A 24604-nucleotide genomic window follows, 5' to 3' on the forward strand; every position below is an offset into this window, starting at 1 on the left:
GGTGGAGAGTTCTCTGTCGCGTCGGCGGTGATGGAAGTGGAATCAAGTATGGACCGCGCGAAGGCGGTAACAAGGGGACGATCGTTATCGGATCTGGCATTTCGCACAACTCGTCACGCATGAAAGTGCTTGCTGCGCAGCAGCTTCGGTAACCAATTGCGTGACGGTGGCCGGGCTGTGCAACATCTTGCTCGCCGGTGCGCTACTTCGCGCAGAGACCTCGCTGGGCGATGGTCGGCAGGTACCGCTGCCATTCGACGGCGGTGATCGGCCCGCTGCCGCTGTCGCAGAGGTCGGCGGCGACTTGGTCGACGTCAGTCGCCCAGACGCGCACGACCCGGTCCGGTCCCGCGGCGAGCAGCAGACGGCCGTCCAGCGCGTACACGGCATCGTTGACCCGCCCGGTGTACGCGTCGAGCACCGCCACCCGTCGCGGAGCACGCGGGTCGGCGATGTCCCAGACCCAGATGCCGTTGTCGCTGGCGCCGCCGACGAGCCGCCTGCCGTCGGGGCCGAAGTTGACGGTGATGATCGCGTCGGCGGCGCCGGTCAACGTGGACAGATGGCGAGGCGCTTCGGGATCGGACAGGTCGAACAGTTTGACGGTGTGGTCCATGCTGCCCGCGGCGAGAATCGGGGCGGTGGGGCTGAAGGCCACGGCGGCCAGGTCGTTGGTGAAACCGGAGAGCTTCGGCAGTTCACGCGGCCGCGTCCGATCACGGATGTCCCAGCGGTACACCGACTCGTTGGACGTGGCGATGGCGAGCTGCGTTCCTGCCGCGTCGACGGCCGCGATGCCAGGCAGGCCGGGGCCGGTGTAGAGCGAGCCGAGCCGCCGCGGCACGGCGAGATCGCCGAGATCCCACAGCGTCACCGTCGGATCGTCCTGTCCCGCGACGACGAGCGTCTTGGCGTCGGGCGTGAAGGTCATGGCCGAGACGATGCCTTCGACGGCGGCCACCTTCGCGGTCAACCGCGGATGCGCCGGATCGCGCAGATCCCAGAGCAGGACCGAACCGGCGCGGGTGCCGACCGCCGCCGTCGAACCGTCGCCGGCCAGGGCGACCGCTCCACAGCTTCGCTCGTCCGGACCAACGGGCAGCGCCGCGTATTCCACCGGCGTCTCGGGAGCGCCGAGGTCCCACAGATGGGCGTTGCCGTCGGAAGCACCGGTGCCGACGAGCATGAGTTTCCCGCTGCGGTCGACGGGTGTCTGGAACACCACGCTCTGCGCGCCGCGCAGGATCGGCCCGGGCAGCGGCCAGATCCGGACGGTGCCGTCCAGACTGCCCGTCACCACCGCGCGCCCCTCCAGCGCGAACCGTACGGATACGACGATCACCGGGTTGGGCAGCTCCATCTCCAATTGGTCGGTGTCCAGCCGCCATACGCGCGTCTTGTTGTCCGAGCTGCCCGCGGCCAGCCGTGTGCCGTCCGGACTGAAGGCCACGTCGTTGACGTAACTGGTGAATCCACGCAGCGACGGCTGTGCCGCAGGGCGGGCCGGGTCGCGGACATCCCAGCGGCGTACCTCGTTGGCGCGGCCGGGAACCGCGAGCACGGTGCTGTCCGGGCTGAACCGGAGCGACAGCGCCTGCGCCGGGGAATTGTCGGGCGCGACGTCCGCCAGCGGGATGTCCTCGACGGCATCGGCGGCCCAGATGCGCAGCGCTCCGGCGTTTCCCGCGGCGGCGAGCAGTTTGCCGTTCGGGGCGAACGCGACGACGGGAGCGCCCGCGGGCAGTCGCAGGTCCGGGAGCCGGACCGGGCGCCGGAGGTCGGTGATGTCCCATCGCACGATCTCCGATGCGGTGGTGGTCGCGACGAGGGAGCGTTTGCCGGGATCGATGCCCGCGGTGCGATACCGGGCGCCCGCGAGGGTGACCAGCAGCCGGGGTGCGTTCGGGTCGGCCAGATCCCACAGATCGATGTGGTCGCCGAATGCCGCGGCGAGCAGCGAACCGTCCGGCGTCATCGTCACCGAGCCGAGGACCGCGTCGGGAGCGGGAGCGGGGATGCGGCCGCGGAAGTCCGCCGCGCCCCGCCGGCCGGGGCCGTTGCCAAGGCGCAAGAGATGAATATCTATCGTGGCGTCGCTGCGGCCGACGGCCAGCACGCCGCCGGACCGATCGGTGGCCACCAGCGTGCCGCCGTCCGGACCGAGCAGCCGGGTCGGAGTGTGCACCGCGGTGCTGTCCAACAGCGCGGAACGGGCCTCGAGCGTCGGCTGGATCCGGAACGCCGCCAGTGCCAACTGCGCCGACAACGCGGGATCGGTGCCGCGCAGCCGCTGCGCCTGGAGCGCGACCTGGCGCGACAACGCCTCGTCTCGTGCGTGCGCCGCGTTGGATCGGGCCACCAGCGCGACACCGGTCAAAACGATCGTCGCGATCAGCGCGGTCGCGAGACCGGCGACCATCCGCTGCAATATCCGGGTGCGGCGGCGCTCCCTGGCCCGTATCTCCGCCTGGTGGGCGATGCTGGCGGCGATATAGTCGCGTTCGCGTTGGTTGAGGTCGCGGAGATGCCCGTCGCTGCGGGTCCACTCCTGGACGAATTCCAGCCGCGCCGGCCCGAGCAGCGCGCTGGTGTCCTCGTTGTTGTCGAGCCAGACCTGCGTGGCCTGGGTCAGGCGGCGGTGCACCGCCAGGCTCTCCCGGTCGTGCTCGAGCCAGCCGTGCATGCGAGACCACGCGCCGATCAGCGCCTCGTGCGTGATCGTGACGGTCTCCTCCTCGACGGTGAGCAGGCGGTGCGCGGCGAACCGTTCGATCACGGTGTTCACGTTCGCCACCGAATCGTGGTCGAAGAACAGCTCTTGGCGTTGCACCCGGCGTCGGGTGGTGATGTCGTCGTCGATGTTGAGCAGGCGCAGGAACGTGCGGCGTGCGATCTGCCGCTGCGGCTCGGTGAGCCCGCGATACACCGTTTCCGCCGTTTGCTCGATGGCGCCCGCGATACCGCCGACGGCGTTGTAGTCGGCGACGGTCATCTTTCGCCTGCTGGACCGCTGCCAGGTCTCCAGCAGGGCGTGCGACAGCAGCGGCAGCGCGCCCGGGTCGTGGGCTTCGGACGACCCGCGCGGCGCGAGCTCCATGATCAGCAGCTGGACGAGTTCGTCTTCGACGGTCCAGTTCGCCTTTCGCGCCGGTTCGATGATCACGTCGCACAAGGCCTGCTTGCTCAGCGGGCCGACCAGGACCGAATGCCGCGCCAGCGCGTGGTGCAGGAACGGCTCTTCGGCGGCGTGGCGATAGAAATCCGCGCGCAGGCCGAGCACGAAGGTCCGGCCGCAGGCGTCGCGGGCGACCGCCGACAGGAAGCCGGACCGTTCGTCGTCGTCGAGGCACAGCGTCCAGATCTCTTCGAACTGGTCGATGACCAGAACGCCTGCCGACTCCCGCAGGACGTGTGCCGGGTGGGCGCCCGGGGTGACGACCGCCGCGGTGCGGCCTTCGCGCTGGAGGGCGGGGAGCAGGCCCGCGCGCAGCAGCGACGACTTGCCCGAGCCGGAAGCGCCGGTCACGATCAGGATGCGCTGTTCGGCTCCTGCCAGTGCCGAAACGCGCTCGAGCAGTGCCGCGGTGAGTTCCGCGCGGCCGAAAAGCCATTCGGCGTCGTCTGGTTGGAAGGGTTCCAGCCCGCGGTACGGCACGGGGCCCTGGCTGCGCCTGCGTCCGCTCGTCGGGCGCACCCGCCGGACCGCCGCGAGCCACCGCTGTTGCTCCTGCGGGTCGCCGACCCCGCAGACGGTCAGGACCTCCCGGAACATCCGCTCGTTCTGCTCGGTCGGCACATGATGACCGGCGAACCATCCGCTAACCGTGCCGTGCAGGCCGCCGGACCGGTCGACGACCTGCCGGACGGTGAGCCCGGCAGTGGTGCGCAGACGCGTGAAAGCCGCCGCGAATTCCTCTCGCGTCCAGATCGTTCCAGGATCGACCCCCGCCGCGCCCCCATCGCTCATGACGGGAGTCTAGCGAGATCCAGGCTGCGGCGCCGCGTGTCGTATGGACCTTGTATTGACTTCTTTCCCGGCCGTACGCCGTGCTCAGACGCTGTTTTCCGAACCCACGGCGCGACCGCGCACCGCGAATCGCCGGAGTGGGGAGGGAAAGGAATCACCACCATGTCCGCACCGTCACTGCTGTTGCCGACCGGGTCTCGACCCGGATTCGAGCGCGCACTCGACACCTTCCGCAGGGCAGCCGTTCACGTTCCGGCCTACGCCGACTTTCTCGCGCGCCGCGGAGTGGAACCGGCAAACATCCGCACCGTCGAGGATTTCGCCGCGCTACCGCCGATGACCAAACCCGATTATCTGCGGCACTACCCGGTGAACATGCTGCTCTGGCACGGCGACGTGGGTGCGGCCGGAACCTGGTCGTGCAGCTCCGGCTCCACCGGCAGGCCCAGCTATTGGCCGAGGGATCTGGTCGCCCAGGAAGAGGCCGTCGAACTCTACGCACGGGTGTTCCGGGACAGCTTCCAGACGCGGCAGCGCTCCACGCTGCTGGTCGTCGGGTTCGCGATGGGCAACTGGATCGGCGGTACCTACACCTACGCGGCGGCCACGGCGCTGCGGCAACGCGGGCACCGCATCTCGACCATCGCGCCCGGCATCGAACCGGACACGATCCTGGCCGACATCGCCGAACTGGGGCCGCACTACGACCAGGTCGTGCTCGCCGGCTACCCGCCGTTCGTCAAGGACGTCCTGGATCGTGCGCCCGCGGCGGTGCTGCGCCAGAACCTGCGCGTGCTCCTGGCGGGCGAGGCCATCACCGAAGAATGGCGCGACTACGTGCTCGACCGGATCGGTAAGCCGGGGCAGCCCGGCGAGATCCGTGTGGTCTACGGCACCGCCGACGCGGGCATCATGGGCTGCGAGACCGCCACCAGCGTCGCCGTCCGTCGCGCGGCCGCCGCAGATCCCGCGCTGAGCGAGGCGCTGTTCGCGGACGCGCAGCTGCAACCCACCTTCGTCGAGTACGACGCGGACTATCGGTACACCGAGGCCGACGCCGAAGGCCGGTTCCTGTTCAGCGCCGATACCGCGATCCCGCTGTTGCGCTACCGGATCAACGACGTCGGCCGGATCTTCTCCGCCGCCGACCTCGCCGCCGTTCTCGACGCGCACGGGCACCGCATGCCGGTCCGTACCTCCACCGACTCCTGCGGGTTCCTCGCCCTGCACCGCCGTACCGATGTCGCCGCATCGTTCTACGCGCTGGAGATCTACCCGGAGAACGTCCGCGCCGCGCTCGAGGACCCGGACATCGGTCCGACGGTGACGGGGAAGTTCGTGCTGGCGACCGACGCGGACGCACGGTTCGAGCAGACCTTGCGGTTGCGTGTGGAGTTGCGCGACGGCGTCTGTCCCGCACCGGGATTCACCGCGCTGCTGCGGCGCAAGGTGGTCGAGGCGCTGGCGCGGACCAACAGCGAGTACCGGCGCCTGCACCGGACGCTCGGGCCGGCCGCCGAGCCGGAGATCACCCTGCACAGCCCTGGCAGCGCGGGCTTCGAGACGGGCGTCAAGCACCGGTGGACGGGGGTCCGGTCATGATCGAGATACTGCATCCGGAACGCGACCGGCGGCGCATCGCCGAACTGTGCGCGCCGGGATCCGGGTACCGGCTGGTCGACGGGTGGGCCGGCGCGGCCAGGGAACTCGCGTTGATCGACCGGCCCGATCTCGCCGCGGGTACCGCGGCCGCGGAAGCGGAGCTGAGGGACTACCTGGCCGGCGTCGCGGTCGATCGGATCAGCCGCTACGTCGTGTACCCGTGGCGGCGGACGGTCGTCGAACTGCCCGATCGAGAGCACTTCTGGCGGCTGCGCACCGCCAGGAACCGGCACCTGCTCACCGACGAAGAGCAACGGGCCTGGTCCGGCGCCGTGGTCGGAGTCGCGGGGTTGAGTGTGGGGGCTTCCGCACTCGCGGTCTGCGCGCTGTCGGGCGCCCGCCGATTCCGGCTCGCCGAGCACGACACGCTCGGATGCACCAACCTGAACCGGCTCCAGGCGTCGGTGTGCGACCTCGGCGAGTCCAAACTCACGCTGGCGCAACGCCGGACGCTGGAGCTGGACCCCTACTCCGAGATCGCCGCCTTCCCCGCCGGCTACCAACCGGAGCACGCCTCGGACTACTTGGCCGGTCCTGGCGCAGCCGCGCCGTTGACCGTGCTCATCGAGGAGATGGACGACCTCGCGCTGAAGGTGGACATCCGGCGGCGAGCCCGTGCGCTCGGCGTCCCCGTGGTCATGGCGACCGACCACGGCGACAACGCCTTCGTGGACGTGGAGCGCTACGACCTGCAACCGGACTATCCGCTGTTCCATGGCCGAGCGGGGGACCTGATCGAACTGACGACCGCCGAACTGCGCGATCCGGCCCGGCGGATCGCGCTGGCGACCGCCATCGTCGGCCCCGACATCACCGCACGCACCCGCTATTCGCTGACCGAAGTCGGCCGGACCCTGCCCGCGTGGCCGCAACTGGCCACCGCGGTCACGCTCGCGGGAACGCTGGCCGGCCTGGCCGGACGGTTGATCGCCTGCGGCAGCGGGCTGTCGTCGGGCAGATACCGCGTCGATCTCGAGACGCTGCTGCCGGGTAGGCGTGCCGGAGCGCATGGGCGTTGGAACGAAATGGGCGAGGGGGAGTTCCTGGCGATGCTCGCGAGTTCTTAGCGCCATCGCGTCGGCAAGATCTTGCCGGTAAGGACACGTGTCGAGCCGGATGGAACCCGGGTGCCGCCGGTAACCGGTCAGAGTTGGTACGGCATCCGGATTCCGCTCGGCTCGATTTCGGCAAATGCTTGGCTGGCGAGGTGCGATGCGCCGAGTGTCAGCATTCCAGCCGTGACCACCACGTCTTCTGCCGTAGGTGTTCCGGGCGTGCCCGCCGAAGGCGCACCAGGAACAACAATGTGGCAACTGCGGATGCCGTGGCGGAATTGCGGTCCGTCCTGAGCGATCTGCTCGACCGGATCAGCCGGTGTGACATCGACCTGGCGGAACGGGAGTTGGTCGAGGAGACGACTCGACGGGCGGCCGCCGAGGCGGCGAAGGAGCGACCGAATCGGATCGTGCTCGCGGGGGTCCTCTACGCGCTCGGAGAGTCGGTCGCGGGTATCGCCTCCCTGGCGAACGCGGTGTCGGCGTCGAAGGACGCGGTCGACGCGGTCTTCAGCCGATCCGGCGCCTAGACATACATACCGTATGTATGTAACAGTGGTCTGGAACAGCGATCACCGGGAGGACCCATGGCAACCAGCGCAGCACTCGGCCGCACCCACGAAGTGGACCTGCCCGGCGGCCGCATTCGCTACTACGAGACGGGGGAGGGCGCCCCCGTCGTCTTCGTGCACGGCCTGCTCGTCAACGCGGACGTCTGGCGCAAGGTGGTGCCCGTCGTCGCGGCGGCCGGGTACCGCTGTCTCGCGCCGGACTGGCCGCTCGGCTCGCACGAGATCCCCGTGCCGGACGCGGAGCTGACTCCGACCGGTGTCGCCGATCTCATCGCCGCGTTCCTCGAACGCCTCGACCTCACCGACGTCACCCTGGTCGCCAACGACACCGGCGGAGCGATCACCCAGGTGTTGCTCACCCGCGACCGCTCCCGCGTCGGCCGGGTGGTGCTCGCCTCGGTGGACAGCTACGAGGGCTTCCTGCCACAGCCGTTCACCGCGCTGCCGCTGCTGGCAAGGATTCCCGGCTCGCTGCGACCCCTGACGGAGTTGCTGCGCATCCGCGCGCTGCACCGGCTGCCGCTGGCTTTCGGCTGGGTCACCAAGCGGCCCGTCCCGCCGGAGATCGTCGACTCCTATCTCCTGCCGAGCCGCAGGTCCGCCGCGATCCGCAAAGACCTGCGCCGCTTCCTGAAATCGGCGCATCGCCGGTACACCCTGGAGGCCGCGCGGCACTTCGCCGAGGTCGACATTCCGGTGCTGCTGGCCTGGGCGCGGGAGGACCGGTTGTTCCCGGTGTCGTTCGCCGAACGCCTGGCCCACGACCTGCCGAACGCGCAGCTGAAGCTCATCGACGACTCCTACACCTTCGTGTCGGAGGATCAGCCCGAGTTGCTCGCCGAATCAATTCTGGAGTTCACTCGGCTGCATGCCACGCCGTAGCCAGGAAGACCGCTCCCGAGCGACCAAGGCCGCGCTCGAACAGGCGGGACGCCGCCTGTTCACCGAGCGCGGCTTCGCGGGGACCTCCGCCGAGGAGCTGGTCACCGAGGCCGGCGTCACCAGGGGCGCGTTGCACCACCACTACGGCGACAAGCGCGGACTGTTCCTCGCGGTGCTGGAGCAGATCGAAGTCGAGATCACCGAGGAGATCGAGAACGCCATCGCCGCGGTCGATCCCGGCGATGTGATGGCAAGCATGACGGTGGGGCTGGGCCTGTTCCTGGAGATCTGCCAGCGGCCCGCGATGCTGCGGATCGCGCTCACCGACGCCCCCGCCGTGCTGGGCTGGCAAGCCTGGCGCGAATTCGAATCCGCCCACGGTCTCGGCCTGATCACCGCGCAACTCGAGCGCGCCCGCGACGCCGGATTGATCGCCGACGCCCCCGTTCCCGTCCTGGCCCAGCTCGTGGTCAGCGTGGTCAGCGAGGCCGCCCTCATCGTCGCGCACGCCGAGGACCCCGATCTCGCCCGCGCCCAGACCCAGCAATCGGTGCTGCTGTTGATCTCCGGCCTCCTGCGCGCCGACGGCTGAACCGGGCCGGCCACGCTGGGCCAGGACGGGAGCGGGGGCGTCGGCTCACCGAAAGCCACGCGGGCGACATTGTCACCTGCCCCGATTCCGCCCCCCGGGGTCTTATCCTGCGCGTGTGACAGAGCAACCAGCGCGCTCGGCACATCGATTCCGGCGGCGTGCGACGCCGCAGGCCGTAGGGCTCGTTCTGGCCGCATGCGGCGCCGCGACCAGGCCGTTCAGCTGGCAGGCGACCGCGATGGTGGCGATCGCGGCACTCGCCGGAGTGGCACTGACGTCGCGCCGTCGAATCCAGCGACCTCCGCGCACCGCCCCGCTCAGGCGGGGCGTCGCCGTGTGGTCCGCGCTGCTGGTCGCGGCGTCGGGGTGGGAGGCCTACACACTGCTGCGGCAGCCCGCCCTGAACCAGCCGAGTCAGGAACACCCGACTTTGTCCACGCTGCTCGACCCGGCGCTGGAACACTGGCCGCTGCGATTCGCCGGATGGGCGGTGTGGCTCACGGCCGGCTGGTGGCTGGTGTCCAGATGAGCGACCGATCCATCGCCCTGCTCGGCTTCGCCCTGCTCTGCGCGGCAGCGCTCGCCATGACCGTGCTCACGCACCTGCGCCGGGACCTGGTCGCGACGCTTGGAGACACGATCGCCTACCTGACCAGCACACGACCGGCAAGAATCACCGCCGTCCTCGTGTGGGCATGGTTCGGCTGGCACTTCCTGGCCCGGTGACGGAGGTCCGTAGACTCCACCTGTGCGGTTGTATCGGGACGAGGCGGTAGTGGTGCGCCAGCACAAGCTGGGCGAGGCGGACCGCATCGTCACGCTGCTCACGCGACAGCACGGGCTGGTTCGCGCGGTCGCCAAGGGGGTGCGGCGGACCAAGTCGAGGTTCGGGGCGCGGTTGGAGCCGTTCTCCTACATCGACGTGCAGCTGCACCCAGGGCGCACGTTGGACACCGTCACCCAGGTGCACACCATGGAGGCGTTCGCCGCCGACATCATCGACGACTACGGGCGCTACACCACCGCGTGCGCCGTCCTGGAGACCGCCGAGCGCCTGGCGGGTGAGGAGCGCGCGCCCGCGCCACGGCTGCACGCGCTCACCGCGAGCGCCCTGCGCGCCATCGCGGCCAAACAGCGCCCGCACGAACTGATCCTGGACGCGTTCTTGTTGCGCGCCATGGGTTTCGCGGGCTGGGCGCCCGCCTTGGACGAATGCGCCAAATGCGCGACACCGGGCCCGCATCGGGCCTTCCATGTCGCGGCCGGGGGCGCGGTGTGCGTGCATTGCCGTCCGCCGGGTGCGGCGACGCCCGCTCCGGGGGTGCTCGACTTGCTGGTCGCGTTGTTGCGGGGGGAGTGGGAGCGGGTCGAGGCGACGCCCGAGGCGGTGCGCAAGCAGGCCAGCGGGCTGGTCGCGGCGCACTTGCAGTGGCATCTGGAACGCCAGCTGCGCACTCTGCCGTTGATCGAGCGATCCAAAGACGCACGGACTCCGCCCCTGCCCGCGCGGGGTTGAGGTAGCGAGGGTTCAGGCGAGGCCGCCGCTTACTCCACGAATTGGAGCTCTACCTGGGGCAGCTCGTTCATGACGCGGGCGCACACGGCGCGATGCCAGGTGGCCGGGTAGCGGGTGTCCGGCTCGTGCTTGGCGTAGTCGTCGTTGGTCCGGTAGGTGTGCAGGCGGGGGGAGATCTCCCCGGCGTCGATGGCATCGACCATGGCCTCGACCACCTGCTCGGTCTCGTCCGCGATGGCGGCGAGCTCACGGGCCACGCTGTCGGGGATCTGGAAGGCCCCCTTCTCCCACCGCTCGACGGTGCGTTCGGCGACCGCGAAGAACCGCGCGCACCACGGGACCGGAAGGCCGAGCAACTCACGAGTGGCGCGGAAACCCGCCGCGGTCCCGGTGCCTGGTAAATCGGTCACGTTCGAGAAACCCCTCCCCAGTATCACGATAGGGAAAAGAATAAGTCACCAGTGCCGGTCGGAACCGTGGAATTCGTCAGGAAGCAACGCGGCAGTGGGGTCGGCGAGGGCGATCAGGCAGGATAGAGGCCGTGATTCTCCGTCGTGACTCCGCCACCGCGACCGACTCCGCGCCTGCGGGCGCCGTGCGTCCGCCCGCGCCGCATCCGTCGGGAGCCCGGCCGCCGCAGCTGCCGCCGGAACTGGTGCCCAACCATGTCGCGCTCGTCATGGACGGCAACGGACGCTGGGCCCAGGAGCGCGGGTTGCCGCGCACCGCCGGGCACGAGCGCGGCGAGGCGGTGCTGATGGACACCGTGGAGGGCTGCATCGAGATCGGCGTCAAATGGTTGTCGGCCTACGCCTTCTCCACCGAGAACTGGCGGCGCAGCCCCGATGAGGTGCGCTTTCTCATGGGCTTCAACCGCGACGTGATCCGCAGGCGCCGCGACGAGATGCACGAGATGGGCGTCCGGGTGCGCTGGGCGGGGCGGCGACCGCGCCTGTGGCGCAGCGTGATCAAGGAACTGGAAGTCGCCGAGGAACTCACGAAGAACAACACGGTGATGACGCTGACCATGTGCGTCAACTACGGCGGCCGCGCCGAGATCGCCGACGCGGCAAGGGAGATCGCGCGCCGGGTGGCGGCGGGCGAGATCGACCCGGAGAAGGTCACCGAGGCCACGGTGGCGAAATACCTGGACGAGCCCGACATGCCGGATGTGGACCTGTTCCTGCGTCCTTCCGGCGAGTTCCGCAGCTCCAACTTTCTCATCTGGCAGTCCGCCTACGCCGAATTCGTCTACCAGGACACGCTTTTCCCCGATTTCGATCGCCGCAACCTGTGGGAGGCGTGCCTCCAGTACGCCGCGCGGGACCGCCGTTTCGGCGGCACCAAGTGAACGGCGGCGCGGACATGGGCGCGGCGGTGACCCCGGACCGGGAGTTGCAGGCGCGGGCCGGGGCCTGTCTGTCGAGTTACGGCATCGACGTACGCGTCGACGCCGACGGGTCGCTCGGCTTCGAATACGAGGGCGCCCTCTCGTCGCTGCGCGCGGTGAATCTGGCGCCGGGCTTGGACGTGCTCAGCCTCACCTGCGTGCTCGCCTGGGACCGTCCGCTGAAAGCGCAGCTGCACAAGCGGGTCGCCGAACGCAACAACGCGCTGCAGTTCGGTTCGCTCACCGTGATCGCCCGCGGCGGGCTGGCCGACGTCATCCTGCGCTACACCTTCCCCGCCGCCGGACTGGACGACCAGGCGCTCACCACCATGCTGCTGCTCGTACTGTCCAACGCGAGCCGGGCGAGGCAGGGCCTGGTGCCCTGAGGGCACGACATTCGTCATGCCGAAGTCGTGACAGCCGTGCCGGGTCGTGGGTGGCTGCGCGAGCCGGAGGCTATCGGGTGGGCTCGCCGTAGGGCAGCAGGGTCCGCACGCCGAGCGCCAGCGTCTGCGGGTCGAGGTCGCCGAGGATGAGGTGCTGGAGGATGAAACCCGGCAGCAGTCCGATGATCGCCTTGGCCACGGCGTCGACATCGGCGTCCTCGGGGAGCCAGCCTTTGTCGCGCATGCGTTCGGCGTAGGTCACCCACAGCGCGCGCATCGCGAGCATCGTCTCGCGGACCATGACCGCCGCCCCGGGATGCACCAGGGCCAGGGCCCAGGCTTGCGGCGCCAGTCGCACCGGGCCGTCGGGCCCGCTGCGCCGCACCACCTCCTCGGCGATCATGGTGATCAGTTCGGCGGGCGTCGGCAGCGGATCGCGGCGAATCGCCTGGTCCATGGCGATGCGCAAGGCCACGGTCGTCTCCGTGGCCAGCGCGGTGATCAACTCGTCCTTGCTCTTGAAATAGCGGTAGACCGCACCGGCCGAAAGGCCCGATTCCGCGAACACGTCCTGCATGGAGGTCTCGTAGAACCCCTTGCGGGCGAAGCAGAGCCGGGCTGCGTCCATGATCTGCTGCCTGCGGCGTTCGAGGTGTTCTTCGGTGACTCGGGGCACGGGTCAAAAATAAAACGAATATCCGTTCTTGACAACTTCCCAGTCGCGTGCGACGGTAGCCCCAATAAAGAACGAGCATTCGATTTTTAAGGGAGAAGGCCATGAACAGCACGCAGCGGGCGCTCGCTCTCGGCCTCGGCGCCACCCTGCTCCAAGCGCTGATGCTGATCGCGTTCGCCTGGCCCGCCGCGAACATCGCGCCTCGGGACCTGCCGCTTGCCGTCACCGGTCCGCAGGCCGCGATGGTCGCGGGCAAGCTCGCCGAGCACAGTCCGGGCGCCTTCGAGATCAGCACGCCCGCGGACGAGGCCGCCGCCCGCGCCGCCATCGAGGACCGCGAGGTCTACGGGGCGATCGTCACCGGCGACGGGCCGCCGCGCGTACTGGTCGCCTCCGGCGCGAGTCCCGCGGTCGCACAGCAGCTCACCCAGATCGGGCAGCAGCTCTCCGGCGCGCCCGCCGCCCGGGTCGAGGACGTGGTGGCGGCCGACTCCGACGATCCGCGAGGCGCGGCGTTCGGCGCGATGGTGTTGCCGCTGGTGATGTCCGGCATCGCGGCAGGGGTGCTTCTGGCCCTGCTGATCCCGTCGATCGGGGGCAAGGTGCTCGGGCTGGTCACCTTCGGCGTCGCGGGCGGACTGCTGGGCATGGCGATCATCCAGGGCTGGCTGTCGGTGGTGCCCGGCTCGTACCCGGTGCTCGCTGCGGTCGGCGGGCTGGTGTCGTTCGCGGTCGCCGGTTCGGTGGTCGGGCTCGCCGCCGTCATCGGCCGAGCCGGCATCGGCATCGCCGCGCTCACCATGCTGCTGATCGGCAATCCGTTCTCCGCGGCCACGTCGGCGCCGGAGCTGTTGCCGCAGCCGTGGGGCGCCGTCGGCCAGTTGCTGCCGCCCGGCGCCGCCGCGTCGCTGCTGCGCTCGGTCGCGTTCTTCGACGGCGCCGCCGCGACCGGACCGCTGGTGGTGCTGCTGGTCTGGAGCGCGGCCGCCCTCGGGTTGCTCGGGGTGGCCGCACTGCGCGGTCGTCCGGCCGAGGCGCAGGCTCCGGCGCGGGATGCGGTGCCGGTCGGCTGAGCCGGTCACCGCGGCGGATCGCCCTCGCAAAAGGGCGACCCGCCGTCGGCGTTTCCGGCGATACATCGCAGCCGTTCTCGTCCGTGCGGAGCGGCGGCTGCGGGCGCTCAGCCCACCGTGAACGACAGAGTGGGTGCGGTGGCGGCGCCCTCTTCCTTCTGGGGGTTGTAGATCACCGTGTAAGGGCCGGTGCCGGGAGACGGCACCACGAAGACCACGTAGTTCTTCGGGTTGTCGATGGTCTCGTTCGCGTTCAGCAACTCGTTGATCGGGCCGCGGACGTCGGCGGGCACGGTCTGGCCGTCGGGTGTGCGGACGGTGAAGTAGTCGTAATAGATGTTCGTCCCGCCCGCCGCGATGCCGGGCCCGCCGACGAGCTTGACGCGCAGCGCCAGATCCGATTTACCGTTCTCGTTCTTCGTGTAGCTCGGGCTGATCCGTCCGCCGGTGACCTGGATGGTGGTCTGGTCCTGCACCAGGGTGCCGGTGACGGTCAGCGCCTTCGGCTGGACGCTGTCCACCTTGCCCGCCGCCGCGAGCGGAATCTTGGTCTGGTTGTCGGCGGCCTGGCCGTACACGACGGTCATCGTGTCGATGAGGTGCTCGGCGTCCTTGACCGACTGCAGCGACGTGGTCGCGGTGCCGGTGGCCGAGCCGTTGCCGGGCACCGTGGGGCTGTCGAAGATCGCGCCGCCGTCCACCTCTTTGCCGACCAGCAGCGACGGCGTGATGCTCAGCGTGTGGTCGTCGAGCGTGGTGTTCTTGTAGGTGATGTCGATGCGCACCTTCGCGCCGCCGTATTCGTCCGGCACCACGGTCGCCTTCTGCACGGTGATGTCGAATCCGTCGTACCAGCCGGTCTTGCCGACGGTGCGGACCGTCGACTGCCCACTCGGGCCGGCGGCGACTCCGATGGCGGTGGTCGACGGGACGGCCACCGGCGTGCCGTCCTCGTCCTGGCACGCCGAAAGCAACAGCGCCGAGGCCACGACGAGCGCGGCCCCGGCGACGGTCACGGCCCGGCGGCGCACCGGGCGTACGGATGAATCGATGGTCGTTGACACGCTGCCTCCCCAGCAGATGGCGAATCCTTCGTATCGAGCCGGGATCGTCCTGGCACTCCGAGGATCTCGCCGGTGAATCTCCGCTGGTCGCAGGCGCGTTAACCCGACACGCCGGGAATCGGGCCGCTCACCGGTCGCGGCGGCGCGCCGTCCCGCATGTCGTGCAGGTGCCGAACACCTCGAGGGTGTGGCTGATCTCGGTGAAGCCGTGCTCGCTCGCGATCGACTCGGCCCACGCCTCCACGGTCGGACCCTCCACTTCCACGGTGCGGCCGCAATGCCTGCACACCAGGTGGTGGTGATGGCCGGTGGAGCACTGGCGGTAGACCGACTCGCCGGAGTCGGTGCGCAGCACGTCCACCATGCCCGCGTCGGCCAGCGACTGCAGCGTCCGGTACACCGTGGTCAGCCCGATGCCCTCGCCGCGTTTGCGCAGCTCGTCGTGGAGGTCCTGGGCGGAGCGGAACTCATCGATGTCACCGAGCAGCGCGGCGATGGCGCTGCGCTGCCTGGTGCTGCGGATGCCGACCGGTTTCTGCGGGACGGCCGTGTTGTCTGGCACGAATCACCCTTCCTCGGCGTGCGCGACGGCGTCGACGACGATGTGGGCCAGATGGTCGTCGACGAGTTCGTAGAGCACCTCGCGACCCGAACGCTCACCGTGCACGACACCGGCGGCCTTGAGGATACGCAGATGCTGACTGACCAGTGGTTGCGTGACACCGAGCGCGTCGACCAGTTCGTGCACACACCGCGGTGATTCACGCAACTGCAGCACGATAGCAATCCGAACCGGCGCGGCCAGCGCCCGCAACAGCTCGCCCGCGTCCTCCAGCACGGTTCGCGGGGGTACCGGCGCCGGTCCCGGCGACCGGTACGGGTTGTGCGGCGGTGCCGCGGCGGTCTCGGCGGTCATGTCACCAACTCCTTAATGGAAAGCATTACCAGTTTGCGTATGCACAGGTGCGCATGTCAAACAGGCACGCCGGACCGTGCGGTTGAAACCACTGCGGCGACTGCCGATAGGCTGGGCACAATCGCAGCATCGACACAAAACTATCGTGTCGGGGCAATGCAGAAATCCGACTCGCAGTGGATGGAGAATTCTCGCGTGGCACCCAAGTCGAAGGTGGACACCGTTGCCAACCTCGCCAAGCGCCGGGGTCTGGTGTACCCGTGCGGTGAGATCTACGGAGGCACCAAGTCGGCATGGGATTACGGGCCGCTGGGCGTCGAACTCAAGGAGAACATCAAGAAGCAGTGGTGGCGCGCCATGGTCACCGGCCGTGAGGACGTCGTCGGTCTCGACTCCTCGGTGATCCTGCCCCGCCAGGTGTGGGTCGCCTCCGGCCACGTCGGGGTGTTCAACGACCCGCTGGTGGAGTGCCTCCACTGCCACCACCGCTTCCGGCAGGACCACCTGCAGGAGGCGTACGCGCTGAAGAACAAGATCGACGACCCGGACACGGTGTCGATGGAACTCGTGGCGTGCCCGAACTGCGGCACCGTCGGCCGCTGGACCGAGCCGCGCGACTTCAACATGATGCTCAAGACCTACCTCGGCCCGATCGAGTCCGAGGAGGGCCTGCACTACCTGCGCCCGGAGACCGCCCAGGGCATCTTCGTGAACTTCGCCAACGTGATGACGACCGCGCGCAAGAAGCCGCCGTTCGGCATCGCGCAGATCGGCAAGAGCTTCCGCAACGAGATCACCCCGGGCAACTTCATCTTCCGCACCCGCGAGTTCGAGCAGATGGAGATGGAGTACTTCGTCAAGCCGGGCGAGGACGAGGAGTGGTACAAGTACTGGATCGAGACGCGGTTCTCCTGGTACACCGATCTCGGCATCTCCGCCGACAACCTGCGGCTGTTCGTGCACCCGAAGGACAAGCTGTCGCACTACTCGGCGGGCACCACCGACATCGAGTACCGCTTCGGCTTCCAGGGCAACGAGTGGGGTGAGCTGGAAGGCATCGCCAACCGCACCGACTTCGACTTGAAGACGCACTCCGAGCACTCCGGCACCGAGTTGAGCTTCTTCGACCAGACCACCAACGAGCGCTACATCCCGTACGTGATCGAGCCCGCCGCGGGCCTGACCCGCTCACTGATGGCCTTCCTGGTCGACGCCTACGCCGAGGACGAGGCGCCCAACGCCAAGGGCGGCGTCGACACCCGCACGGTGCTGCGCCTGGACCGCCGCCTCGCGCCGGTGAAGGCGGCGGTGCTGCCGCTGTCGCGCAACGCCGATCTCACGCCGAAGGCGAAGGACCTGGCCGCCCAGCTGCGCAAGCACTGGAACGTCGAGTTCGACGACGCGGGCGCCATCGGCCGCCGCTACCGCCGCCAGGACGAGATCGGCACGCCGTTCTGCATCACCGTCGACTTCGAGACGCTCGACGACCAGGCGGTGACCATCCGCGAACGCGACACGATGACCCAGGAGCGCATCGCGCTGGACAAGGTCGAGGGCTATCTGGCGCAGCACCTGATCGGCGCCTGAGCCCCGGCACGGCGCCCCGTGGCGGGGCGCCGTCGTTCAGTCCTTCTTGCGGGTGACGATGCCGATCGTGGTCGGGATGAGCAACGCCAGGCCCCACGGCACCGCGACCCAGAACGGCCAGAAGTAGCCCGCGCCGGTGGCCAGGTAGATCGCCACGCACAGCGCGTTGACGAACACCCACGGCGTCCACATGATCGTGATCCACTGCGGGATGCCCTTGGCGCGCGCGGGCCGCGCTTCGCGTTGTGCGGGAAGGTCCGACAGCAAGGGCGTCAGCTCGCCGTAGGTCTTGGCGGCGTACACCTGTCGCAGCCGGTCGTCGAATTCGGCGAGCGACAGCCTGCCCTCGTTCATCGCGAGGCGCAGCCGGTCGATGATCTTCTCCCGATCCGCGTCGGAGGCTCGCACGTGGTCCTGACTCACGATGTCAGCGTAGGTCCACCCGGCCGACGGCGCGGTGCGAACATGCTGGGCAACAGGATTCAGGTCAGCGGGACGTCCCAGAACGCCAGCTCGTGCCGGAGCCCCGCGCGGAACAACTCTTCCGCCCGCGCCGGGTCGGCCCCGGACTCGTCGATCATCTGCGCGCAGCGGCGGGTGAGGGCGGCGAATCCGGGATCGGCGTAGGTGTCCACCCAGCGGCGGTAGCGCGGTTCGGCGGGCGGGTGCTGGGCCAGCCGCGCGCCGAGCGTGGAGTATCCCCACATGCAGGGGTAGAGCGCGGCGAGGCCTTCGCCGTAGGACGCGGCGGAGTCGAGCAGGAACGCCGTGTACGCCGCGCACGCCGGGCCTTTGACCGCGCCGTGGAGGTCGGCGCCGAACTCGGCCGCCAGCGACCGGTGCAGTGACAGCTCCTCGTGGTAGGTGGCGTGCGCGAGATCGACCAGATCGCCGAGATGGGCTGCCGGAGCCTGCCATGCGAGCCGGGCGAACACCCGGACGTAATCGAGCAGGAACAGGTAGTCCTGCTCCAGCCAGGACCGGAACACCGCTTCGGGCAGGGTGCCCTTGGCGATACCGAGCACGGTGGGATGGGCGAGTTGTTCCTCCACCGCGGGAAGGCCGATCTGTTCCAGATGCGCCGCGAGACTCATACCCGCAGTCTTCCGTATCCGCCCGGTCGGTTTGCGCCTGTGCCGGTAGTGCAGCACCCTTGCCGTGTGGTGTGGGATGAGGACGCTCCGATTCGGGTGCTGGCGCCGTCGGAGCAGCGGTTCGTGCGGCACGGCACCTATACGGGCCGCTCGGTGTCGGTGCGGGGAGCGCTCGACGTTGCGACGCTGCGGGAAGCGTTCGCGACGTTGCGGCGCGGATATCCGGTGATCGGTTGCAGAATCGTGGAAGACGTTGCGGGGCAGGGGTATCTGTTCGCCGCGGACGAGACGGCGTTGGTCCCGGTCGCCGTACGCGAGGGTGATCCGGCGGTGATCGGTGTCCCCGCCATGGATCCGGCGGTTCAACTGGCGTATCTGGACGTCATCGGCTCGGGCGGGGGCGAGTGGCGTGTCACGCTGTTCGTTCATCACAGCGTCGCCGACGCCGGCCACTGCGTGGAACTGCTGTCCCGGCTGTGGGATTTCTACACCGGCCATGTCGAGGGCCAGTCAAGTCATGTTGCGCCACAGGGGATTCCACAATCTCTGGAGTGGTATGTGGCGGCGCGGGGCATCACCGCGACCGCGAGGTCGGGATTCGAGGACGTGACCGTGCCGCTTCCGCCAGAGGCGCGGGAAGCGCCGTCCGATGACGCGAAACCCGCGCCGAGCACGCTCGCCCGTCCGGTGCGCGTGCGGCTGAACAGGGCGGCCACCGCCCGGATCGCAGAACTGGGGCGCAAGTCGGGTACGACGGTCAACGGGCTGCTCACCGCCGCGCTGCTGCGCGCGTATGCCCGTGAGACAGCAGGCGGCGCGACCACTTTGGGCTGCCTGTATCCGGTCGACCTGCGCAACCGGCTGGATCCGCCGGTCGCCGCCTCCGCGGGCACCAACATGGCCGGACAGGCTTCCTTCGCCGACGAAGTGGACCCGGCCGCCAGCCCGGTCGAACTGGCACAGCGTATTTCGGCTCGGCTGACCCGTGACCTGTCCGAAGGGGTCGTGCAGCAGTCCGTGCTGCATTTCCCGGATTACTACGGAGCCAGGAGGATTCATTCGCTGGCGGGGCACATCGCGGTCACCAATACCGGCGTCGTCCCCGCGTTCCGCACACCCGCCGGGCTGGAACTCACCGATTACGAGATCGTCTACGTCTCGGCCCATCCCCGCCCATCCGCGGGGGCGTCGGCCGCGGTCACCTATCTCGCCTACACCTTCGCGCAGGAGCTGACCGTCGGCGTGCTCGGCGGCGGCGCGCACGCCGACGGCCTCCCGGAGGCGGTGCGAGCCGAACTGACCGCCCTGTCGGCGGCCGGGGCCCACTGACCGGTGCGGACGGCCGCTGAGCCGAGGTCAGAATCTCCCGCCGCGGCCGATGCGCCGGGAGCCGGACGAACCACCGTACGAACCGGGGCTCCAGCCGCCGCCGGGGCGTACGGCGCCGCCGGCCGCTCCGCGCAGCAGTCCTTCGAGCAGGATACCGCCGAGCACCGCCCCGGTGTTGGCGCTTGCGGCGGGCATCCGTTCGGCCTCCCACGCCCGCACGCTGGCCTGTGCCGCTTGCAGCGCGCGCCCGGCCAGATCCGCCGCCGCCTGCGCGTGCCGCAGGGCGGCGGCGGGATCGCTCGTGCTCGAACGCCGCGCTTCGTCGAGGTTGCGCTGCGCTTCCGACAGGCGGGTGCGCGCGTCGGCGTCGATGCCGCCGCGCCGGGTGCCGATATAGTCTGCGGCCGAACCGATCCGGACGCCCGCGTCGGCGAGCGCTCGATCGAGCCTGCGTCGCAGGTCCTCGGCGGCGAGCTTGCGATCGGTGGCGCTCGCGACGGCACGGTCGAGATCGGCGTCGGCGGTGACCGCGTCGTGGAAGGCGCTCAGCGGATCGGTGTCACCCGTGGCCGTCGCCTGCTCCAGTGCCGACTGCGCGGCGGCGCGGGCGTCGGCCAGCTCCCGCCCGCCGTAGTCGCCGAGTCCGGCGGCGGAGGCGAGGTCGCGGCGCAGCTCCTCCAGCGCGCCGGGCAGGCCGTCGCGGGCCTGCTGGATGGCGCTGGAGGCGTTGTCGACGGCGTCGAGCAGGGAGCGGGCCTGGCCGATCGCGGCCTCCGCGGAACGAATGGCGGCGACCGCGCCGCCTTGCTCGCCGACCGGCTCGGCGAGTGCGGAACGTCCCGCGTCCACGTTCTGCTCCGCGAAGGCGAGGCGCTCGCGTGCCATCCGCACGTTGTCCTCGATCGGCGCGAGCACGCTGGCCGGATGGGCGGCGGCGAGCCGGCTCAGCTCGGCTTCCGAGGCGGGAATCCGGGCGGTCACCTCGACCACGTCCCTGGTGAGGGCGTCCAGCCGAGCCGGGGCGTCGAGCAGCAGATCGCGCATGGCGTCGAATTCCGCGACCTGCGCGTCGAGTTCCCGGTCGGCGCGCCCCACCTTGCCGATCAGCTCGACCAGCAGGGCGCGCTGTTCGTCGGGTGTCTCCGGAATCGCGTCGTCGAGGCGCTGCCGGATCGTGAACGCCTGAGCCGCAGCGGCTTTCGCATTCTCCAGAGCGTTGCGGAACGGGGTGGTCGCGGTCGCGCCGAACTCCCCGGTGGCGAGCTCGAGCTCCTCGCCGCTGGTGCGGATCGCGTTGTCGATCTCCACCAGCGTCTCCCGTGACCGGGCCTGCAGCGCCTCCGTCGACAGCGCCGACAGCGCCGTCGTGTCCTCCGGATCCAGCTGCCGCGCCACCGCCAGCTCGGCCGCGGACCGTTCCCGCCGCCGCTTGCGCGCGTACCAGACCAGGCCGCCCGCCACCAGCACCACCAGCAGGCCGAGGACGAGCAAGGCGCGGACGTTCACGCCGCCGCCGCGCATGGCCGCGTCGAGCCCGTCGGCCGTCGCGATTCCCGCGTCGGCCCAGCGTCCGTCCCGCAGGGCGGGCTCCACCTCGCCGATCAGGATGTCGTCGAGTTCGGCATCGCTGACCTCGCCGGGCACTTCGCCTTCCAGCCAGTACGCGCGGTCCTCGGTGGCGACCGCGAGCAGCAGGTCCCGTGGGCCGAACCCGGATATCGAGGCGGTGCGCCTGGCCCAGTCGCGCGGATCGAGCCCGTCGAAGCCGCGCACGTACACCACCCACAGTCGCAACTGCTGGTCGGCGTAGAGCCGGTCCACCGCGCCGCTCACCCGATCCCGCTGACTCTGATCGAGCACGCCAGCCGGATTCTCCACATAGGTGTTCATGCGCAGCGGCGGTTCCGCCGCGATCTTCGGAGCGCCCAGCAGGGCGATCGCGGCCAGGAGGACGCTGATCGCGAGCAAGCGAACGAAGCGGATCGGCGACGGCAGTGACATGGCACGAATCTAGCTCGATAGCATCGTTTCGTGATCACCATCGATCGCCCCTACAGCGGCCACGTGTCACCGGATTCGAACCCGCAGCAGCGGGATGTCCCCGGCGCGCGCATCGTCAAGATGTCGGTCGGCGGCATGGACAACAACTGTTATCTGGTGCAGTGCGCGGGCACCGGCGCGGCCCTGCTCATCGACGCCGCCAACGAGCCCGACCGCATCGCGGCCCTGGTCGAGCAGGAGGCGCGCGGCCAGATCCGGCTGATCGTCACCACCCATCAGCACCGCGACCACTGGCTGGCGCTGCGCGAAACCGCCGAGGCCACCGGCGCTCCCACCGCCGCGCACCCGCTCGACGCCGACCCGCTGCCGGTCCGCCCCGATCGGCTGCTCGCCGACGGCGACACCGTCACCATCGGCGATCTGGTCTTCGAGGTCATCCATCTGCGCGGTCACACGCCGGGCTCGATCACCCTCGCGCTCACCGACGGGGCGGGACGCACGCATCTGTTCACCGGGGACTCGCTGTTCCCCGGCGGCGTCGGACGCACCACCTCCCCGGCGGACTTCACCTCGCTGCTCACCGACGTGTCGGCCAAGCTCTTCGACCGCTACCCCGACGACGCCGTCGTCTACCCCGGCCACGGCGACGACACCACGCTCGGCGCCGAGCGTCCGAGCCTTCCGGCCTGGCGAGACCGCGGCTGGTAGCCGCCCCTGGCGGTAAGCGGTCGGTGGCCCGCGCCGCTTTTGGCAGACTTGGGGAGTGGATTTGCCAACGATGCGCACCCGAGCCCTTCCCGCGCCCGAATCCGCCCGGCCACAGGGCTTCGGCGCCGGGTTGCTGCGCTGGACGCGGCGGCTGGTCGTCGGTTCCGTCGTGATGGGCGCGGTGCTGGTCGGCGGGACCGCCTTCCGGGTGTGGCAGGTCGCGCGCATCGATGACTACACGAAGGCCGACGCGATCGTCGTGCTCGGCGCGGCGCAGTATTCCGGAACGCCGTCCTCGGTGTTCGAGGCGCGACTCGACCAGGCTTACAAGCTGTTCCGGGCCGGTGTCGCGCCCCGTGTCATCACCGTGGGCGGCAAACAGGAGGGCGATATTTTCACCGAGGCCGCCTCCGGCAAGAACTATCTGCAGGCGCGCGGCGTGCCCGCCGACAAGATCCTCGCCGTGGAAACCGGATCGGACACGCTGCGCAGCATCGAAGCGGTGGTCACCGCGATGCGCGCGCGGGACATGTCGTCGGCGGTGCTGGTCAGCGATCCGTGGCACTCGCTGCGCACCCGAACCATGGCACGCGACGAGGGGCTTGCGGCCTGGACCGCCCCCACCAGAACCGGCCCCGCCGTCTACACCAGGGAATCGCAGGCGCACGGCATCGCCAGGGAGACCGGCGCCCTGCTGTGGTACCAGCTCACCCACTTCTCGGCGGACTTCACCTACACGGCGGGACAGTGAGCCCTCGATGAGCGCCCGGTACACCGATCACGACACCGAACGCCTCGTCGTCGAGGGCGCCAAGACCGCGGGACTCGGCCCTCCGCGCAGCGAGTTCGAGACCGGCCACCGCACCGAATTCGCCCGCGACCGCGCCCGCGTGCTGCACTCCGCCGCGCTGCGCAGACTGGCCGACAAAACGCAGGTCATGGGTCCGCGCGAGGCGGACACCCCGCGCACCCGGCTCACCCATTCCCTGGAGGTCGCCCAGATCGGCCGCAGCATCGCCGACGGTCTCGGCTGTGACCCGGACCTGGTCGACCTGGCCGGCCTCGCCCACGACATCGGCCATCCGCCCTACGGCCACAACGGCGAGAAGGCCCTCGACGCCTTCGCCGACGCCTTCGGCGGATTCGAAGGCAACGCGCAGAACCTGCGCATCCTCACCCGCCTGGAACCGAAAGTGCTCGAGCCCGACGGCGCCAGCGCGGGTCTCAACCTCACCCGCGCGGCGCTCGACGCCGCGCTCAAATACCCCTGGGGGCGAACCGGTCCCGGCACCAAGTTCGGCGCCTACGAGGTCGACACCGAGCGCCTGGAGTGGATCCGCAAGGGCGCGCCGGACGGGCGCCGCAGCCTCGAATGCCAGATCATGGACTGGTCCGACGACGTCGCCTACTCGGTGCACGACGTCGAGGACGGCGTCATCGCGGGCCGGATCGATCTGCGCGCGCTGGCCGACCCGGCCGAACAGGACGCGCTGGCCGCGCTCGGCCAGTTCCAGCACTCGCTGGCCGCCGACGAGCTGATCGCCGCCGCGCAACGGCTGTCGGAACTCCCGGTGGTCGCGGCGGCGTCCGGATACGACGGCACGTTCACCGCCTCGGTCGCGCTCAAGCGTCTCACCAGCGAACTCGTCGGCCGCTTCGCCACCGCGGCGATCATGGCGACGCGCGCGGCGGCCGGGCCGCAGCCGCTGTCCAGATACCACGCGGATCTCGAGGTGCCGCGCATCGTCGCCGCCGAGGTGGCGCTGCTGAAGACCGTCGCGTTGCGCTACGTGATGTCCGACCCCGCGCATCGGCTGCGGCAGGCCGCGCAACGCGAACGCGTCCTCGCCGTGGCCGAGCGCCTGCTCGCCACCGCACCCGGCAGTCTCGACCCGCTGTTGCTGCCGTTCTGGAACGCCGCGTCCGACGACACCGCCCGTGTGCGCGTCGTGGTCGATCAGATCGCGTCCTATACCGAGAGCCGGTTGGAGCGGGTGGCGGGGGAGTTGAACGTCTAAGGCGTACCTCCGCCTTCGCTCCGGCCATGCGCGGAAATAAGGACGGACTGCGTCCGGCTGCGCCTTTTATGCGTACCTCCGCCTTCGCTCCGGCATGCGCGAGCAAAGGGCGCACT

General features: G+C 69.9%; 25 protein-coding genes. 16 read left to right on the forward strand and 9 right to left on the reverse strand.

Features of this window, described 5'->3' with window-relative positions; translation table 11 throughout:
• Positions 1 to 202 precede the first annotated feature (202 nt).
• Positions 203 to 3967 (reverse strand): nSTAND1 domain-containing NTPase, encoded by a 3765-nt coding sequence (locus ACWDMM_RS04535; RefSeq protein ID WP_357104650.1) that lies wholly within the window; start codon positions 3965 to 3967, stop codon positions 203 to 205.
• Between the two features lie 162 nt (positions 3968 to 4129).
• On the opposite strand from ACWDMM_RS04535, the gene ACWDMM_RS04540 reads away from it, so the two are divergent.
• From ACWDMM_RS04540 to recO, 8 genes are all read left to right on the forward strand, one after another.
• The gene (locus tag ACWDMM_RS04540) at positions 4130 to 5569 is read left to right on the forward strand and encodes a phenylacetate--CoA ligase family protein (protein ID WP_195077633.1); all 1440 of its coding nucleotides are present in this window, start codon (positions 4130 to 4132) and stop codon (positions 5567 to 5569) included.
• A complete protein-coding gene (locus tag ACWDMM_RS04545) occupies positions 5566 to 6696 on the forward strand; it encodes a ThiF family adenylyltransferase (protein ID WP_357104654.1) in 1131 nt (376 codons plus the stop codon). The genes ACWDMM_RS04540 and ACWDMM_RS04545 overlap by 4 nt, the downstream gene beginning before the upstream one ends.
• A 239-nt stretch (positions 6697 to 6935) precedes the next feature.
• A complete protein-coding gene (locus ACWDMM_RS04550; protein ID WP_449935942.1) occupies positions 6936 to 7214 on the forward strand; it encodes a hypothetical protein in 279 nt (92 codons plus the stop codon).
• A gap of 57 nt (positions 7215 to 7271) precedes the next feature.
• Entirely contained in the window at positions 7272 to 8138 is an 867-nt protein-coding gene (locus ACWDMM_RS04555) for an alpha/beta fold hydrolase (RefSeq protein WP_195077636.1), read from the forward strand.
• Complete coding sequence (locus ACWDMM_RS04560; RefSeq protein ID WP_195077637.1) at positions 8125 to 8730, forward strand: TetR/AcrR family transcriptional regulator; 606 nt, start codon at positions 8125 to 8127, stop codon at positions 8728 to 8730. Before ACWDMM_RS04555 ends, ACWDMM_RS04560 begins: the two co-directional genes overlap by 14 nt.
• Positions 8731 to 8845: 115 nt before the next feature.
• A complete protein-coding gene (locus ACWDMM_RS04565; RefSeq protein WP_195077638.1) occupies positions 8846 to 9259 on the forward strand; it encodes a hypothetical protein in 414 nt (137 codons plus the stop codon).
• Positions 9256 to 9456, forward strand: coding sequence for a DUF6186 family protein (locus ACWDMM_RS04570; RefSeq protein WP_195077639.1), 201 nt, complete (start codon positions 9256 to 9258; stop codon positions 9454 to 9456). The genes ACWDMM_RS04565 and ACWDMM_RS04570 overlap by 4 nt, the downstream gene beginning before the upstream one ends.
• A gap of 22 nt (positions 9457 to 9478) precedes the next feature.
• Positions 9479 to 10246 carry a DNA repair protein RecO gene (gene recO, locus ACWDMM_RS04575; protein WP_195077640.1) on the forward strand — a complete coding sequence of 256 codons (768 nt, stop codon included), beginning with the start codon at positions 9479 to 9481 and terminating at the stop codon, positions 10244 to 10246.
• 29 nt (positions 10247 to 10275) lie between these two features.
• On the opposite strand, the gene ACWDMM_RS04580 is transcribed toward recO, so the two are convergent.
• Positions 10276 to 10656, reverse strand: coding sequence for an Aca2/YdiL-like domain-containing protein (locus ACWDMM_RS04580; protein ID WP_195077641.1), 381 nt, complete (start codon positions 10654 to 10656; stop codon positions 10276 to 10278).
• Positions 10657 to 10787: 131 nt separating this feature from the next.
• Here ACWDMM_RS04580 and ACWDMM_RS04585 point away from each other — a divergent pair, with 131 nt between their 5' ends.
• The gene (locus ACWDMM_RS04585; protein ID WP_195077642.1) at positions 10788 to 11597 is read left to right on the forward strand and encodes an isoprenyl transferase; all 810 of its coding nucleotides are present in this window, start codon (positions 10788 to 10790) and stop codon (positions 11595 to 11597) included.
• 14 nt (positions 11598 to 11611) lie between these two features.
• Positions 11612 to 12022, forward strand: a complete 411-nt coding sequence (locus ACWDMM_RS04590) for a YbjN domain-containing protein (protein WP_195077930.1) — start codon at positions 11612 to 11614, stop codon at positions 12020 to 12022.
• A gap of 70 nt (positions 12023 to 12092) precedes the next feature.
• Here the strand turns inward: ACWDMM_RS04590 and ACWDMM_RS04595 are convergent, their stop codons facing one another.
• Entirely contained in the window at positions 12093 to 12698 is a 606-nt protein-coding gene (locus ACWDMM_RS04595; protein WP_357104671.1) for a TetR/AcrR family transcriptional regulator, read from the reverse strand.
• A 101-nt stretch (positions 12699 to 12799) separates the two neighbouring features.
• Between ACWDMM_RS04595 and ACWDMM_RS04600 the strand changes: the two genes are divergently transcribed.
• Entirely contained in the window at positions 12800 to 13771 is a 972-nt protein-coding gene (locus ACWDMM_RS04600) for a hypothetical protein (RefSeq protein WP_357205214.1), read from the forward strand.
• Positions 13772 to 13878: 107 nt separating this feature from the next.
• Here ACWDMM_RS04600 and ACWDMM_RS04605 read toward each other — a convergent pair whose 3' ends face one another.
• The 3 genes from ACWDMM_RS04605 to ACWDMM_RS04615 all read right to left on the reverse strand — a co-directional run bounded on the left by ACWDMM_RS04605 (position 13879) and on the right by ACWDMM_RS04615 (position 15751).
• On the reverse strand, positions 13879 to 14835 hold the full coding sequence (locus ACWDMM_RS04605) for a hypothetical protein (protein WP_449935951.1): 957 nt from the start codon (positions 14833 to 14835) through the stop codon (positions 13879 to 13881).
• Between the two features lie 127 nt (positions 14836 to 14962).
• Positions 14963 to 15397 (reverse strand): Fur family transcriptional regulator, encoded by a 435-nt coding sequence (locus ACWDMM_RS04610; protein WP_195077646.1) that lies wholly within the window; start codon positions 15395 to 15397, stop codon positions 14963 to 14965.
• Between the two features lie 3 nt (positions 15398 to 15400).
• A complete protein-coding gene (locus ACWDMM_RS04615) occupies positions 15401 to 15751 on the reverse strand; it encodes an ArsR/SmtB family transcription factor (protein ID WP_039796803.1) in 351 nt (116 codons plus the stop codon).
• A gap of 195 nt (positions 15752 to 15946) precedes the next feature.
• Here ACWDMM_RS04615 and ACWDMM_RS04620 point away from each other — a divergent pair, with 195 nt between their 5' ends.
• Complete coding sequence (locus ACWDMM_RS04620) at positions 15947 to 17338, forward strand: glycine--tRNA ligase (protein ID WP_323123903.1); 1392 nt, start codon at positions 15947 to 15949, stop codon at positions 17336 to 17338.
• A 36-nt stretch (positions 17339 to 17374) separates the two neighbouring features.
• Here ACWDMM_RS04620 and ACWDMM_RS04625 read toward each other — a convergent pair whose 3' ends face one another.
• The gene (locus ACWDMM_RS04625) at positions 17375 to 17761 is read right to left on the reverse strand and encodes a DUF1707 domain-containing protein (RefSeq protein ID WP_195077647.1); all 387 of its coding nucleotides are present in this window, start codon (positions 17759 to 17761) and stop codon (positions 17375 to 17377) included.
• 59 nt (positions 17762 to 17820) lie between these two features.
• Positions 17821 to 18432: a TenA family protein gene (locus tag ACWDMM_RS04630; protein ID WP_357104684.1), complete on the reverse strand. Its 612-nt coding sequence runs from the start codon at positions 18430 to 18432 to the stop codon at positions 17821 to 17823.
• Positions 18433 to 18498: 66 nt separating this feature from the next.
• Here ACWDMM_RS04630 and ACWDMM_RS04635 point away from each other — a divergent pair, with 66 nt between their 5' ends.
• Entirely contained in the window at positions 18499 to 19761 is a 1263-nt protein-coding gene (locus ACWDMM_RS04635; protein ID WP_449935957.1) for a phthiocerol/phthiodiolone dimycocerosyl transferase family protein, read from the forward strand.
• A gap of 27 nt (positions 19762 to 19788) precedes the next feature.
• On the opposite strand, the gene ACWDMM_RS04640 is transcribed toward ACWDMM_RS04635, so the two are convergent.
• The gene (locus tag ACWDMM_RS04640; RefSeq protein WP_449935960.1) at positions 19789 to 21762 is read right to left on the reverse strand and encodes a TPM domain-containing protein; all 1974 of its coding nucleotides are present in this window, start codon (positions 21760 to 21762) and stop codon (positions 19789 to 19791) included.
• 30 nt (positions 21763 to 21792) lie between these two features.
• Here ACWDMM_RS04640 and ACWDMM_RS04645 point away from each other — a divergent pair, with 30 nt between their 5' ends.
• The 3 genes from ACWDMM_RS04645 (at position 21793) to ACWDMM_RS04655 (ending at position 24488) form a co-directional block, all read left to right on the forward strand.
• Positions 21793 to 22470 carry an MBL fold metallo-hydrolase gene (locus tag ACWDMM_RS04645; protein WP_323123901.1) on the forward strand — a complete coding sequence of 226 codons (678 nt, stop codon included), beginning with the start codon at positions 21793 to 21795 and terminating at the stop codon, positions 22468 to 22470.
• A 70-nt stretch (positions 22471 to 22540) separates the two neighbouring features.
• The gene (locus tag ACWDMM_RS04650; protein WP_195077933.1) at positions 22541 to 23221 is read left to right on the forward strand and encodes a YdcF family protein; all 681 of its coding nucleotides are present in this window, start codon (positions 22541 to 22543) and stop codon (positions 23219 to 23221) included.
• Positions 23222 to 23228: 7 nt separating this feature from the next.
• Positions 23229 to 24488 (forward strand): deoxyguanosinetriphosphate triphosphohydrolase, encoded by a 1260-nt coding sequence (locus ACWDMM_RS04655; RefSeq protein ID WP_195077651.1) that lies wholly within the window; start codon positions 23229 to 23231, stop codon positions 24486 to 24488.
• Positions 24489 to 24604 lie beyond the last annotated feature (116 nt).

The sequence above is a fragment of the Nocardia sp. NPDC003726 genome (assembly GCF_053586955.1).